The organism is Priestia sp. YIM B13491, assembly GCF_042787605.1.
GTDB classification, from domain to species: Bacteria; Bacillota; Bacilli; order Bacillales; family Bacillaceae_H; genus Priestia; species Priestia megaterium_E.
The window spans coordinates 246,001-259,915 of sequence record NZ_JBHZOR010000001.1 but is presented as its reverse complement, the minus strand read 5'-3'; the positions used below and the strand labels follow the sequence as shown (position 1 = coordinate 259,915).

Here is a 13,915-nt window from a genome sequence, read left to right as displayed (position 1 = left end):
CTTACTCTGAGCTTACTATTAGGATTAAAAGACGAGCCGTTTCTTATTCGATGAAGTGTTTATAAACTCTTTACATGTCATGTAGGTTTTGTAAGTGCTGGTAAATCACTCGATAAAAACGGGTACGCTGGGACCATTCTTCAACCGATTGCTGCATTAATCTTTGACGGTTTGCCCATGATAAAGCAGAGGCATTTATATTCCAGTTTCTCATCAGCATCGATGGAAATAGCAAAGAAGCAAGAAAAAAACGCTGCTTGCTTAATTCTTTTATTTTCGAGTGTTGAAGTAGTTCTTTCATCGACCACTGGACGTAAGGCAAAAAGCGCTGGGCAAGCTGGACATAGTCATAAAGAGCAGGAGCTTTAGCCGATAAGTCAAAATCAATCATAACAATACCCAAGTGGTTTGTTTTCAAGAAATTATGTGAAGCAACGTCACCGTGAATAATGGAACAGTTTAACCCACTATCTTTGAAGCGCTCCATTAAGACTAAAGCTTTTTCTCCCCAAGTCGCAATGTCTTTATATACATGAAATTGATTAAATTCCCTAAATACATGTGAGGTTTCTCGAAAAGAGGAAAGCCGCTTTTTCCATTTTAAAATAAGGTCATATTCAGAAAGCTTTGTATAGGCGGCTAGTTTCTTTTTATGAACTTCTCCATGATAGCGAATCAATGTTTGTAATACTTCTTCCCGATCTTGAAAACTTTCATACGTTACCTCTTTTACTTGCTTAACAAAAGGCATCATCGCCCAGTACAAATGACGGTCCTTTATATAAAGTTCGCCTTCTGGGTAAGCTTCGAAATTAACAGCATACCCTTGTTGAATCTGAGATAAAAAATGATAAACATGTTCAATTTTACCTTTGTCTCTGTATGCTTTTATTACTTTTTTTCCTTTATTCGTATCCGCTATGATAACATGAGGCTTTTTCATACGATAGGTCTCAACGTGAATATCTCTTTTTTTCAAATAGAGAAAGAGACGATTTAAATTAAAATCGTCTCGTGTATAATAATCAATCTTCATCTTCGTCGTACTCATCGTATTCTGGAATACTAAATGCATTTGGATCAAACGCAGGATACGGAGGTACACCAATCATGCCATATGGGGCTGGATAGGGTGCCCTTGGGTCCTGAAAGCCATAAGGTACCTGCTGTTGGTACTGTGGATAAGGCTGCTGTGGTGCATAGTCTTCAGGTCTTGGTTCACCGCATCCGCAGTCTCCTTGCTGCTGTGGCGCATAGTGCTGCCCATAATGGTAAGGCGCGTTTCCATAACCATCGGAAGAACTTTCATAATGGCCACCCGTCATAGCTCCTTGCACTTGTGGATACATCGGTGCTTGATGATAGGCCGGATAAACGGGCTGCTGATATCCCCATGGAGGCGGACAAGGAGAACATTGTACCGGTCCATAGCAGCTGTGTGGCATCATTGGATACATTGGCATCGGTGCCATGTGAGCGCCCATCGCATGTTCTTCAAACGACTCGTTTTCATAACCGTGATGATACATTGGAGCCTGTTGATACATTGGCATTGGATATGGCTGCGGTGCATACATTGGCGGAGGACACGGCATGTAATTAAACCCGCAGCCTGGCATTACAGGCGATATCGGCATGATTGGGTAACATGGCATTTGAGGAGGCATTTCTATACTCTCCATCTCAGGACTTTCTGGCGATTCATGCTTAGGTAGTTCTTTTGGTGCTTCTTTTTTTGGAGCCTGCATCGCCATATTAACGGTGTAATAATTGTTAATATCAATCTCAGGTGCAATTGGCTTTAATTTAGGAAGCTTTGGCGCAACTGGCATTTCTTTTTTAGGCTGCGCAATTGGTGCTTCTTTTTTAGGCTGCGCGACCGGCGCTTCTTTCTTTGGCTGCGCAATCGGCGCTTCCTTTTTCGGTTGAGCAATCGGTGCTTCTTTCTTTGGCTGTGCGATTGGTGCTTCTTTTATTGGTTGCATAAACGGTGTTTGAGCAGGCTGATTAGCTGACTTTTTCTCATCCAGACTTTCATCAATTTCCGTTACTGGATAAGCTTTTGTGGATTGGTCACTATAAGGGTGTTGAACTTTAGGCATTTCTTTTATACCAGGTGAAGGAGCTCCTTCTTTTTGAACAGGCACTCCGCTTGTCGGCACTTTAATTTTCATTCCAGGCATGATCATGTCTGGATTGCTTAATTGAGAATTCGCTTTTTTTAACTCTTCAAAATTAACCCCATACTTTTCAGCGATTTTCCAAAGGGTATCCCCTTTTTGAACGATATGGATTTTCAACGTCATTCCCCTCCCGAGTAGAGTCTCTGCCATCTATATGTGCAAAATCAAAGTAAGTTCTGTTTGTTCATCACAAGATATGCCTTGAACCATTTTTTTATTCATTTTGCCCACAGTTTGGTTCAAGTTTTTATGATAAAGAAAAAAAGACTTATCAACACAAACAATATGTCAATAAGTCTTCTTTTAGACCTTCTCTTTTTAATTGTCTTAAAAATCTTTATGCTCGTTCTAACATATTCGTTAGCGCTTTGATCGCCCCTTGTGCTGTATGTTTATCCACCTTGATTTGATTCACTTCTGTTCCTTCTTCGATGCTTTCTAAAGCCCACAGCAAGTGAGGCAAATCAATTCGGTTCATCGTCAAACAAGGACACATATAGGGATTAAGCGAAACAATTTCTTTATCCGGATGACTGTTGATAATCCGTTTTACTAAGTTCATTTCCGTGCCAATGGCCCATTTAGAGCCTGAAGGGGCTTTTTCAATTGTATCAATAATATATTTTGTAGAACCTGCATAATCTGATTTTTGCACCACTTCATAAGAACATTCCGGATGAACAATAATATTCATCTCAGGCTGCTTCTCGCGTAAATAATCAATATTTTTAACCGTGAAATTTTCATGCACAGAACAGTGACCTTTCCACAGAATCACCTTGATATTGTTTATATCCCCTTCATATTCAAGCATTTCTTCAATAGGATTCCAAATGGCCATTTCATCTAGTTCAACACCTAAATCATAAGCTGTGTTTCTGCCCAAATGCTGATCTGGCAAAAAGAGAATGCGCTCTTTTTCAGAAAATGCCCACTCCACCATATTTTTTGCATTTGAAGATGTTACAGTTGCCCCATCATGTTCGCCTACAAAAGATTTAATTGCAGCTGTAGAATTCACATACGTAAGTGGAATAATTGTATCTCCGAAAAGATCCTGTAAGACAGGCCATGCCTTTTCTGTTTGCTGAATAGTAGCCATATCAGCCATTGAACAGCCAGCTCGCATATCGGGTAAAATGACTTTTTGATTTTCAGCTGTTAAAATATCAGCTGTTTCTGCCATGAAGTGAACGCCGCAAAACACAATATGCTCAGCTTCTCTATTTTCAGCTGCTATTTGAGCCAGCTGTAAGGAGTCTCCTACCGCATCTGCAAATTCGTACACTTCATCTTTTTGATAATGATGGCCGAGCAGAAACAATTTACTTCCGAGCTTTTTCTTGATTTCTAGTACTCTTCTTTTCATTTCATTTTCTGTGAGCTCTATATATTTAGCGGGCAGTGTTTGCTGCTGAAGCGTTTGTAATAAACTCATGATTTCCTGTTCCCCTTTCTGTTAATAAGTCCAAGCTGATATCGATAGCCCCTGCTGAATGCGTTAAAGCTCCAAGTGAAATATAGTCCACTCCGCTGTCTCTAAAAGAATGAAGCGTACCAAGCGTAATTCCACCGGATGCTTCTGTGACAATATGAGCGGGAACCAGTGGTATCCAATCTTTAATGACTTCTGGAGAACAGTTATCGAACATAATGACATCTGCTCCTGCCTCTATTGCTTCTAGCAACTGACTTTTGTTTTCAATTTCCACTTCCACCTTAACCATATGTCCAACCTGCTCTCTTACTTTCACAACAGCGTCTAGAATAGATCCTGCATGTGCAATATGGTTATCTTTTAACATGACGCCATCGTACAATCCAAAACGATGATTATAACCTCCTCCAGCACGAACGGCATACTTCTCTAACATTCTCATACCAGGCGTTGTTTTTCGCGTGTCACATATACGCGTATGTGAGCTGCCAAGCAGCGCTACGGCTTTGTCCGTCATCGTGGCAATGCCACTCATTCTTTGAAGTAAGTTTAAGATTACCCGTTCACCGGTCAAAATAGATCGCACGGGTCCTGAAACGGTAGCTATTTTATCTCCAGGATTAAGAACATCTCCATCTTTTTTCTCCAAATTCACTTTCACGTTAGGGTCTATTAAATGAAATCCTTCTTTAATCAATTCCATTCCTGCGATAATACCTGATTGCTTTGCCGTGAACACAGCTTCCCCTTGGTCAGACGGAGAAAAAATAGCTTCACAGGTTATATCTCCATCTCCAATGTCTTCTATAAAAAAAGACTGCAATAGTTTTTGTAATTTCAACGTGTTCATTGTGCTACCTTCACCTTTCTTTTTAGATTTTCTTGCTTATAAAATCAATGATTGTTTTGTTGAAGCAGCAGACTGCTTAATAATTCGCTTATGCTCCCATTCTTGGTTTTCATGCGGAAAGTCACTTCGGTAATGACCTCCTCTACTTTCTTTTCTTGCAAGAGAGGACTCGGCAATAAGCAGACCTGCAGTTAGCATATTGCAGATGGTCGCAGCTTTCCTCGAATATATAACTTCTTGGTCAAGAGGTATTCCATCCAGATAATTTGTGAATTCATGCACAATAGTAGCCAATTCGTTTTCATGACGAATGATTCCTACACAATCCATCATTTTATGCTGAATTTGTCTTGTGGCAGGCAGTGTTTTAGGCACGTCTTTATAGACGTAACGGACGGGGGGATAACGAGATATCGTTCTCGCTTTATGTAAAATATGACGCCCTGTCCGTTTTCCAAATACAAGACACTCTAACAATGAATTGCTTGCTAGACGATTTGCTCCATGAACGCCTGTAGAAGAAGCTTCCCCCACGGCATACAATCCTTCAACGCTTGTTTGTCCGTAACCATCTACTTCAATTCCACCCATTAAAAAATGTGCGCCTGGAGTAACAGGTATTCGTTTTTTGTCCAGTTGAATTTTATACTTCCGACACAGTGCCGTAATCGTAGGAAATTTTTGTTGGAAATGAGCCACTTTTTCAATGTCTAAAAATATGGATCTTCCTTTTTTTATTTCATTAAAAATTGTCCTTGCTACAACATCTCGCGGTGCTAAATCCTTAAAGGGATGAACGCCTTCCATTATGCGTTCATTCCATTCATTTACCAGTACGCCACCTTCACCTCGAACCGCTTCGGATACTAGACCTTTCGCTTCATTTTGATACAAAAGCGTCGGATGAAACTGAACAAATTCTAAGTCCGCTAATTTTGCTCCAGCCCTGTACGCAAGCGCTAGCCCATCTCCCGTCGCAAGCGGCTGGTTGGATGTATGCTTGTACAAAGCGCCGATTCCTCCGGTAGCAATAACCGTTTGACGAGCATGATATATAGTAATTTTGTTGTTTTCACCTTGTCCGATAGCACCTCTGCACGTTCCATCTACAGTTATTAAATGCTGAATCATTTCGTTTTCAATGACTGTAATATATGGCAGTACTTCTTTTTTCAAAAAAGCGAACAGCGCTTGTCCTGTTGCATCCCCACCTGCATGGAGAATACGATTCGTACGATGGGCTCCTTCTTTTCCAAAATGCAGCGTACCATCTGGATTTTTATCAAACTTCATTCCTTTATGAATCAATTCATTTACTACAGCCGCACCTTCTTCCACTAAAGTGCGTACCGCTTGTTCATTGCAATGCTTATTGCCCGCAACCAACGTATCATAGAGATGTTCACTCCAGTGATCGCTGCTTCCAATAGCAGCTGCTACTCCGCCTTGAGCAAGAACTGAGTTATTGCGGTCAATTTTCCCTTTCGTTACCATTACAACTCTGTTATGACGACACAGTTCATAAGCTGCAGAAAACGCTGCTAATCCGCTTCCAATAATTAAAACATCCGTCTCTAACATTTTACACCTCTTTATTTACATGTGTCTTGACACCTATATTTACATATTATTAAATGAAAGACAAGAAGTTTTTTTATCGGAGGGAGAAAATGATTTATCTGGACTATGCAGCAACAACGCCAATGAGACAAGAAGCAATTGAAGTATATACTGAAGCGGCAACAAGCTATTATGGAAACTCCAGCAGTCTTCACACACTTGGAACACAAGCAGAAAATTTACTTACGCTATGCAGAAAAAAATTAAGCCTGTTAGTAAATTGTCGAGAGGATGATCTTTTTTTACAAGCGGGGGAACAGAAGCTAATTACTTAGCTATTCGTTCTCTTTTAAAAGGAAAAAATGATGAAAGAAAACATATAGTGACAACGAAACTTGAACATTCTTCGGTGCTTCATACGTTGCAGCAGCTTGAAAAAGAAGGATTTTCCCTATCTTACGTACCTGTAGATCAAAACGGAGTTGTGTCTGTAGACGACTTAAAGAAGACGCTTCGACCTGATACTGTGCTAGTAGCCATTCAACACATCAATCATGAGCTGGGTACAATTCAGCCAGTTGAGGATATTGGCCATTTTTTATCTAAAAAAGAAATTCTCTTTCACTGTGATTGTGTTCAATCTTTTGGTAAGCTTCCTATTGATGTTAAAAAGCTCAAAGCTGATAGCATCTCAGTCTCTAGTCATAAAATTTACGGACCAAAAGGTGTAGGAATGGTATACATGAATTCAAGTTCTTCTTGGAAGCCTATTTACCATAAAGCAACTCATGAAAAAGGCTTTCGCCCTGGGACTGTAAATACAGCGGGCATTGCTGCCTTTACTGCAGCAGCTGAATACGCATATGCAGAAATGAAGACCGTTCAAAGCCATTATGAGCGCTTAAAATCGTACTTACTAGAAAACCTAGAGCCTCTTGCTCCTTTTATAGAAGTAGAAGGCCTTGGGAACTCTCATTTTCCTGGAATTATGGGACTGACGTTTTCAAACATACAGGGTCAATATGTTATGTTACAATGTAATCGTCACGGAATTGCTATCTCTACGGGAAGTGCCTGTCAGGTAAATCAGCAGGAACCATTAGCTTCTCTACTTGCGATTGGCAAATCAACTGCGAATGCTAAGAATTTTGTCCGTATTTCATTCAGTCAACATTCAACGTTTAAGCATATTGATCGACTCATATCCGTTTTTCATTTATTACAGCAAGAATTTATAAAAGTGTAAAAGGAGGGATTAAAGGTGCCAGAAACTCAAAAGAAAATTCTTGGAGAAGAAAGAAGAGAACTTATTCTACAATGGTTAAAAACAGAGAATAAACCAATGACAGGCAGTGAGCTTTCGAAACGAACGAACGTTAGCCGCCAAGTCATTGTACAAGATATTTCGCTGCTTAAAGCTAAAAATGAGCCCATTATCGCAACAAGCCAAGGATATATTTACATTCAAAATCCATCTCAAACTACCGTGCATCAGCGAATTATTGCCTGTCAGCATACGCCAGAAGATGCTGAAAAGGAGCTTCTCCTGCTTGTTGACCACGGCGTTCTCGTAAAAGATGTAACCGTTGAACACCCTGTGTATGGTGAATTAACGGCTTCCGTTATGATTCAAACCCGAAAAGAAGTAGAAACGTTTATAGAAAAAATTCAAGAAACAAACGCAACTTATTTATCTCAGCTAACAGATGGGATTCACCTTCATACGATTGAAGCAGATACAATTGAAAAACTGAATGCTGCCTGCTTAGCTCTTGAAGCGGAAGGCTATTTAGTTTCGAATGAATAAAAAGGTGTTATAACAAAAAAAATCCCGCTTTAAAGCGGGATTTCTGTTTCAAGTAGTGTATGGGGATAGCTTCCTAAAAGCTCTACGCTACAGCCTAGTGCCTCAAGTTCAGCCATAGCCCCAGGGATTAATACTTCATCCATTTTTTGTTCAATATCAACGATAAAGAAATAGTTTCCAAGCCCTGTTTTCATAGGACGGGATTCAATTTTAGACAGATTTAGCTTACGCCAGGAGAAGGCTGAAAGCACTTGATGAAGCGCTCCTGCCTGATCAGATGGAAGTGTAATCATTAACGTTGTCTTGCACCCGTTTCCAGCTAAAAATGGCACCTCTTGCGCTCCATCTTTATGCAAAATAACAAATCTTGTTGTATTATGATCATAATCATGAATGTTCGGGCAGGCAATATGTAATCCATATTCATGGGCTGCTAACCCATTCGCAATAGCTCCAATATTAAGCTCAGGGTGTTCGCTTACATACTTCGCAGCAAACGCCGTTGATGTCATCTCTTCTACTGCAGTTGACGTACATTCTCCGTGTAAAAATTTATGACACTGCGCAATTGCATGAGGATGAGAATAAATCGTTTCAATGTTTTTCCACTGTTCTGCACGAGATGGATGAACCATTAAATGCTGACGAATCGGAAGCACAATTTCCCCAACAATCGGCAGACGACGTTCATGAATAAGATAATCAAGTGTTAAATTTACAGATCCTTCAAGTGCATTTTCTAACGGTACAATTCCATACTCAATTTCTCCGTTATCCACTGCATCAATGCATGCTGGAATTGTTTTGTATGGAATATGGTCGTGCTGTTTAAATACGCCTTGGACGGCTACATGTGTAAATGTTGCCTTTGGTCCTAAATATCCTACTTTCCCCACAATCATGCCTCTCCTTATCTATATCTGTTTGCCATTATGCCCCTGAACCAAGCACGTCCACTTTATCTACAAACTCTAAGCTTTTCAGTCTTCGCAGCATTTCATTTAATTCAACATTCATGCTTGCTGTATCTAATGAAAGAGTTACGTTGGCACGCCCTTGTAAAGGGATGGTTTGGTGAATCGTTAACACATTGCATCCCGATGATGCAACGGTGCTCAATAAATGTGATAAAGTTCCTGATCGATCTTCAATATGAAAAAATAGTGAAATAATTCGCTGTTTGACAACCGTCTGAAACGGAAAGACCGTGTCGCGGTACTTATAAAAAGCACTGCGACTCAAGTCTACGGCTTGTACAGCATCTGCTACCGATTCAGCTTTTCCCCGTTCAATTAACAGCTTCGCATCCAATGTTTTTTTCATCGCTTCTGGTAATACATCTTCGCGAACTAAATAAAACTGCTTATCGCTCTTATGCAAGTAAAGCCCCTCCCCTTATCCTATGAACAACAATTAGTCAATAAATTCAAATTCATATTCAAACAGCTTTACAATATCGCCATCTTTTGCTCCTCGTTCACGAAGGGCTTCATCGACGCCCATGCCTCGAAGCTGACGCGCAAATCGACGAACGGATTCTTCACGTGAGAAGTCGGTCATCTTGAATAATTTTTCGATTTTTTCACCGCTTAATACGTATGAGCCATCGCTATCACGCGTAATAACAAATTCCACTTCTTTCTTTTCATGCTTGTACAATACGCGGTGCATAGATAGATCTTCCTCTTCTTGCATTGGGAATTCCGGCGTAGTTTCTACAAGATCAGCTACTGTAAATAACAGTTCGCGGATTCCATTACGCGTTGCTGCAGAAATTGGAAAGACTTTCACTTCGTCTCCTACTTTTTCTTTGAATGCAGCTAGATTCTCTTCAGCTTGCGGGATATCCATTTTATTTGCTACCACTACTTGCGGACGTTCAGTTAAACGCATATTATATTGACGCAGCTCTTCATTAATAGTTAAGTAATCTTCATATGGATCGCGGCCTTCTAAACCTGACATATCGATTACATGGACAATAACGCGGGTACGTTCAATGTGACGTAAAAACTGATGACCTAATCCTACACCTTCATGTGCACCTTCGATTAGCCCTGGTAAATCTGCCATCACAAAACTGCGATTGTCTTCTGTTTCAACTACTCCTAAATTCGGATTAATTGTTGTAAAATGATATTCAGCAATTTTTGGCTTTGCAGCAGACGTTACGGATAATAACGTTGACTTTCCAACACTTGGAAAACCAACTAATCCTACATCGGCTAATACTTTTAATTCAAGAATTACATTTCTCTCTTTACCTGGCTCTCCATTTTCTGAAAGCTCCGGTGCTGGATTTGCAGGTGTAGCAAAACGCGTATTCCCACGCCCTCCGCGTCCACCTTTAGCAATCACTGCGCGCTGGCCGTGCTCAACTAAATCAGCAATCGTTTCGTTCGTATCTTCATCTAACACAACCGTACCTGGTGGAACTTTTACAACCATCGGCTCAGCGTTACGTCCGTGCTGTCCTTTTGACATTCCATGTTCACCGCGGCTTGCTTTAAAGTGACGCTTATAGCGGAAATCCATCAACGTACGCAATCCTTCTTCTACTTCAAAGATGACATCTGCACCGTGACCACCGTCACCACCTGCAGGACCTCCTTTTGGTACGTACTTTTCGCGACGAAAGGCAACCATTCCATTTCCTCCGTCGCCACCTTTTACATATACCTTGACCTGATCTACAAACATTTCTTTTTCACTCCGTTCTATATCTTAGCTCCTGCAATAGCAAAAGCGCTGTTAACTTATTGTGAGCATAAGGCTAAATTCATCTTCAGACATATGCTGTTCAACCAATGCAACTCCTTGAGCGCACTCATAACATTGTAGCTTGTTTTGTAGCTTCTGTATATCTGTTAGTATTCCACTAAAGTCAAAAAAGAAACGAATTCCCTGTTCTTCAATGCATACTGAAATACTCAAATAGTTTTCTGCATGATAATCAACATATTTTTCGAGTGCTTCTGTCAAATAGCAACACCAGTTGTATACGAACTCATCGTATTGTGATAAATCCTTCAATTCTCCGAGCACTTCCACATCTAAGCGAACAGCATGGTTATTCCAATGATAGGTCATAACAAAGCCCGCAAACAGTCGCATATTGATGTTTGTTAACTTGGATTCATGTTTGGATTCATTTACAATTTCTTCAATGATTTCATTCGCTCGATCAAGCCGATTCAACGCTAGATTGCCTTTGATTAATTGCAGCTTATTTAACCAATCATGCCGCGCGTATCTTAATACCTCTACGACATCCCATTCTTTTTCCATCTTAGCACTCCTAACTTTGACTCGAGCATAAGTATTTCACAACGCTGACAAACATCTCGTATCAATCTTCTTAGATATGTTCGATTATAACAAATTCCAATGGGTAATAGGTGAAATATTCTACAAAAAGAAAACTCTAACCTACTTGGGTTAGAGTTTTCTTTTTGTATCTTATGCTTCTTGAGCAACAGGGTATACAGATACTTTTTTACGGTCACGACCGAAACGTTCAAATTTAACGATACCGTCGATTTGAGCGAATAAAGTATCATCTCCACCACGACCTACGTTTGCACCTGGGTAAATTTTAGTACCGCGTTGACGGTATAAAATTGAACCACCAGATACGAATTGGCCATCAGCACGTTTAGCACCAAGACGTTTCGAGATTGAATCACGACCGTTTTTAGTACTACCTACTCCTTTTTTAGAAGCGAAGAATTGAAGGTCTAATCTTACTAACATGACATCCACCTCCTGTTTAGTTGTCGTTAATTTTTATATAATTACTGTAATCTAATTCGATCGTTTTCAGTGAAACAACCATACCTTCTAATAGCAATTGAATCTGTTCCAATGTGAACGAATCCACATCTTTTGGAATCTCACAACGGAGATACCCACCATCTCCACCTTGCTCTAAGTGCGGTTCAACCCCACTTATTGAAAAGATAGCATTAATTGTTCCAAATGAAACTGCAGATGCTCCCGCACAAACAAGATCTTTTCCGTGTTCGGAAAAGTCAGCATGTCCACTCATCGTGAACCCGTCAACTTTCTTATTTGCATCACGAGAAATCGTCACCTTAATCATTTGTTATAATTACGCGTTGATAGCGTCGATTACAACTTTTGTGTAAGGTTGACGGTGACCTTGCTTACGACGATAGTTTTTCTTTGCTTTGTATTTAAATACAGTGATCTTTTTAGCGCGACCTTGTTTTTCAACTTTAGCCGTAACTGTTGCACCTTCTACGAAAGGAACACCAACTTTCACGCTGTCGCCACCTACAAATAATACTTTGTCAAAAGTAACTGTTTCGCCTTGTTCACCAGCAAGTTTTTCAACGTAGATTGCTTGACCAGCCTCTACTTTAATTTGCTTACCACCAGTTTCAATAATTGCGTACATTCTCTGCACCTCCTCTAAAAACTAAGACTCGCCATCACAGGTGTTCAAGTGAACTTAAAACCTGTTCTGAGCGGTTGTAGCACGGGTGCTACAAACCAACATATTAAATCTTACTACAAATCAAAGGTTAGTGTCAATTGGAATTCATGTTTTCTTCTAAAATTTTATATAGAAGCAGAGACCCTTTTTTGGATCTGCTCATTCGACCCCAATTGACGCAAAACAAATGCGTTTGTATAATCATCGCTTGGCGTAAGATATACGGTTTTTTTTACCATTTTTTCTAAAGCGTTGAGAAATCCTTGAGCCTTCATTTCATTTATAACATCACTTCGCGTCTCAATCCAAATAGCCTCTTCTTCCGCGCCGCGATGTTCCCAAATTACACGTTCAATTTGAAAAGCAGCCGTTTTGGAATCAATCATTTTACCGGTTCCTTCACATACTTCACAAGGCATAGTTAGTGTTGATCCAATACTATTACGCACTTTCTTCCGCGTTAATTGCAATATGCCGAGCTCTGTAAAGCCAACTACATTCGTCCGCACTTCATCTTGTTCACATAGCTTTTTCATGTACCTTTCTACTTCTGTCCGATCTTCTTTATGAGGCATATTTATAAAATCAATTAAGATCATGCCGCCTAAGTGACGTAATTGCATCTGTTTGGACAGTTCATACGCAGCTTCCATATTTGTTTGAAGCATTGTCTTTCGAATATTATCTTTTCCTGAAAACTTCCCCGTGTTCACGTCCACGACCGTCATCGCTTCCGTTTCGTCAATAACGATATAGCCTCCGCTTTTGAGCCACACGATTCGCTTTAAAAGCTTCTCTATTTGCCGTTCCACATCGTAAAAAGAGAAAATATTTTCATTTCCTTTATAGTACTCTATTGATGAGTTAGGGTAGGTAGTTTGAAGATGCTGATATAGGTCGAAGTCATCTACTACTATCCCATCAATTCCTTGTTGAAGTGCAGCTTGCACTCTTGTTTCGAGAAAATCTTGTCCTTTGCTGACTAGGGCAGGAGCTTTCATTCCCTGTGTCTGTCGTTCAAGGCGCTCATATTTTTTCTGTAGCTCTTTTATTTTATGTTGGACCGCGGCTTCTGATTTTTCTGCAATCGCTGTTCGAAATAAAAAGCCTTCCATCCCTTGTTTTAACCGCTCACCAAGCTGTTTCCACTGTTGTCGTTGTGGCTCCGCTATTTTTTTGGATACAGCGACATAGTTTCCGTGCGGTAAATATACAAGCTCATCAGAAGAAAATTCAATGATACCCGTCAGCTTCGGCCCTTTTGTCCCAATGCCTTCTTTTACAACTTGAACCAATACTTTTTCTCCTTCACGAATAAAAGCAGACATCGGCTGCTGATCTTTGTGAGGATTCTCTGACTGCTGATAGGATACAAGTTCATTTCGATGAATAAATCCGTTCATTGATAAACCGATATCGATAAAGGCTGCTTGCATATTCGGCAGTACTTTTACTACTTTACCCCAATATATATCACCAATAATTTGATTCTCGCTTTGTTCTTGTAAATAGATTTTTTCTAGTGCTTTATCGTTTATCACGGCTATACGTTTTGAAGAAGTAGCCGCGTTAATAATACATGCCTTCACATACATTGCCTCACTTTAATCTAAATTCA

The 13,915-nt window shown here is 40.1% G+C and carries 14 protein-coding genes, 1 pseudogene and 1 other annotated feature; of the genes and pseudogenes, 2 read left to right on the top strand and 13 right to left on the bottom strand.

Translation table 11 applies throughout. The features are described from left to right. Nucleotides 1-70 precede the first annotated feature (70 nt). From ACFX4E_RS01265 to nadB, 5 genes are all read right to left on the bottom strand, one after another. Nucleotides 71-1,036, bottom strand: a complete 966-nt coding sequence (locus ACFX4E_RS01265) for a phosphotransferase (RefSeq protein ID WP_225049510.1) — start codon at nt 1,034-1,036, stop codon at nt 71-73. Then, nucleotides 1,026-2,306, bottom strand: a complete 1,281-nt coding sequence (safA, locus tag ACFX4E_RS01260; protein ID WP_377238333.1) for a SafA/ExsA family spore coat assembly protein — start codon at nt 2,304-2,306, stop codon at nt 1,026-1,028. The genes ACFX4E_RS01265 and safA overlap by 11 nt, the downstream gene beginning before the upstream one ends. Before the next feature lie 214 nt (nt 2,307-2,520). Further along, nucleotides 2,521-3,621, bottom strand: a complete 1,101-nt coding sequence (gene nadA / locus ACFX4E_RS01255) for a quinolinate synthase NadA (protein WP_263035519.1) — start codon at nt 3,619-3,621, stop codon at nt 2,521-2,523. Next, nucleotides 3,578-4,471 carry a carboxylating nicotinate-nucleotide diphosphorylase gene (gene nadC / locus ACFX4E_RS01250; RefSeq protein WP_377238332.1) on the bottom strand — a complete coding sequence of 298 codons (894 nt, stop codon included), beginning with the start codon at nt 4,469-4,471 and terminating at the stop codon, nt 3,578-3,580. The genes nadA and nadC overlap by 44 nt, the downstream gene beginning before the upstream one ends. 36 nt (nt 4,472-4,507) lie before the next feature. Beyond that, nucleotides 4,508-6,052 carry an L-aspartate oxidase gene (gene nadB / locus ACFX4E_RS01245; RefSeq protein WP_102812667.1) on the bottom strand — a complete coding sequence of 515 codons (1,545 nt, stop codon included), beginning with the start codon at nt 6,050-6,052 and terminating at the stop codon, nt 4,508-4,510. Between the two features lie 89 nt (nt 6,053-6,141). Between nadB and ACFX4E_RS01240 the strand changes: the two are divergent. Beyond that, nucleotides 6,142-7,277, top strand: a pseudogene (locus ACFX4E_RS01240) (IscS subfamily cysteine desulfurase). A gap of 15 nt (nt 7,278-7,292) precedes the next feature. After that, on the top strand, nt 7,293-7,838 hold the full coding sequence (locus tag ACFX4E_RS01235) for a transcription repressor NadR (protein WP_028410570.1): 546 nt from the start codon (nt 7,293-7,295) through the stop codon (nt 7,836-7,838). Between the two features lie 29 nt (nt 7,839-7,867). Here the strand turns inward: ACFX4E_RS01235 and pheA are convergent, their stop codons facing one another. The 8 genes from pheA to ACFX4E_RS01195 form a co-directional block, all read right to left on the bottom strand. Continuing rightward, nucleotides 7,868-8,740 (bottom strand): prephenate dehydratase, encoded by an 873-nt coding sequence (gene pheA, locus ACFX4E_RS01230; RefSeq protein WP_028410569.1) that lies wholly within the window; start codon nt 8,738-8,740, stop codon nt 7,868-7,870. Nucleotides 8,741-8,768: 28 nt separating this feature from the next. Continuing rightward, nucleotides 8,769-9,218 (bottom strand): ACT domain-containing protein, encoded by a 450-nt coding sequence (locus ACFX4E_RS01225; protein WP_013059332.1) that lies wholly within the window; start codon nt 9,216-9,218, stop codon nt 8,769-8,771. 33 nt (nt 9,219-9,251) lie between these two features. Further along, the gene (obgE, locus tag ACFX4E_RS01220; protein WP_013085117.1) at nt 9,252-10,538 is read right to left on the bottom strand and encodes a GTPase ObgE; all 1,287 of its coding nucleotides are present in this window, start codon (nt 10,536-10,538) and stop codon (nt 9,252-9,254) included. A gap of 51 nt (nt 10,539-10,589) precedes the next feature. Continuing rightward, complete coding sequence (locus tag ACFX4E_RS01215; RefSeq protein WP_013085118.1) at nt 10,590-11,126, bottom strand: Spo0B C-terminal domain-containing protein; 537 nt, start codon at nt 11,124-11,126, stop codon at nt 10,590-10,592. A gap of 171 nt (nt 11,127-11,297) precedes the next feature. After that, complete coding sequence (gene rpmA, locus ACFX4E_RS01210; protein WP_013059335.1) at nt 11,298-11,591, bottom strand: 50S ribosomal protein L27; 294 nt, start codon at nt 11,589-11,591, stop codon at nt 11,298-11,300. Nucleotides 11,592-11,607: 16 nt separating this feature from the next. Then, complete coding sequence (locus ACFX4E_RS01205) at nt 11,608-11,940, bottom strand: ribosomal-processing cysteine protease Prp (RefSeq protein WP_013059336.1); 333 nt, start codon at nt 11,938-11,940, stop codon at nt 11,608-11,610. Nucleotides 11,941-11,949: 9 nt separating this feature from the next. After that, the gene (rplU, locus tag ACFX4E_RS01200; RefSeq protein ID WP_013059337.1) at nt 11,950-12,258 is read right to left on the bottom strand and encodes a 50S ribosomal protein L21; all 309 of its coding nucleotides are present in this window, start codon (nt 12,256-12,258) and stop codon (nt 11,950-11,952) included. 14 nt (nt 12,259-12,272) lie between these two features. Continuing rightward, nucleotides 12,273-12,344, bottom strand: a sequence feature (ribosomal protein L21 leader region). 78 nt (nt 12,345-12,422) lie between these two features. Next, complete coding sequence (locus tag ACFX4E_RS01195; protein WP_028410567.1) at nt 12,423-13,892, bottom strand: Rne/Rng family ribonuclease; 1,470 nt, start codon at nt 13,890-13,892, stop codon at nt 12,423-12,425. Nucleotides 13,893-13,915 lie beyond the last annotated feature (23 nt).

Excerpts from the sequence above, each read along its gene's own strand:
- nadC (WP_377238332.1), bottom strand. The coding sequence starts at position 4,471 with ATGAACACGTTGAAATTACAAAAACTATTGCAGTCTTTTTTTATAGAA.
- ACFX4E_RS01215 (WP_013085118.1), bottom strand. The coding sequence starts at position 11,126 with ATGGAAAAAGAATGGGATGTCGTAGAGGTATTAAGATACGCGCGGCAT.
- ACFX4E_RS01195 (WP_028410567.1), bottom strand. The coding sequence starts at position 13,892 with ATGTATGTGAAGGCATGTATTATTAACGCGGCTACTTCTTCAAAACGT.
- rpmA (WP_013059335.1), bottom strand. The coding sequence starts at position 11,591 with ATGTTAGTAAGATTAGACCTTCAATTCTTCGCTTCTAAAAAAGGAGTA.
- pheA (WP_028410569.1), bottom strand. The coding sequence starts at position 8,740 with ATGATTGTGGGGAAAGTAGGATATTTAGGACCAAAGGCAACATTTACA.
- nadB (WP_102812667.1), bottom strand. The coding sequence starts at position 6,052 with ATGTTAGAGACGGATGTTTTAATTATTGGAAGCGGATTAGCAGCGTTT.
- nadA (WP_263035519.1), bottom strand. The coding sequence starts at position 3,621 with ATGAGTTTATTACAAACGCTTCAGCAGCAAACACTGCCCGCTAAATAT.
- ACFX4E_RS01265 (WP_225049510.1), bottom strand. The coding sequence starts at position 1,036 with ATGAAGATTGATTATTATACACGAGACGATTTTAATTTAAATCGTCTC.
- ACFX4E_RS01205 (WP_013059336.1), bottom strand. The coding sequence starts at position 11,940 with ATGATTAAGGTGACGATTTCTCGTGATGCAAATAAGAAAGTTGACGGG.
- safA (WP_377238333.1), bottom strand. The coding sequence starts at position 2,306 with ATGACGTTGAAAATCCATATCGTTCAAAAAGGGGATACCCTTTGGAAA.
- rplU (WP_013059337.1), bottom strand. The coding sequence starts at position 12,258 with ATGTACGCAATTATTGAAACTGGTGGTAAGCAAATTAAAGTAGAGGCT.
- obgE (WP_013085117.1), bottom strand. The coding sequence starts at position 10,538 with ATGTTTGTAGATCAGGTCAAGGTATATGTAAAAGGTGGCGACGGAGGA.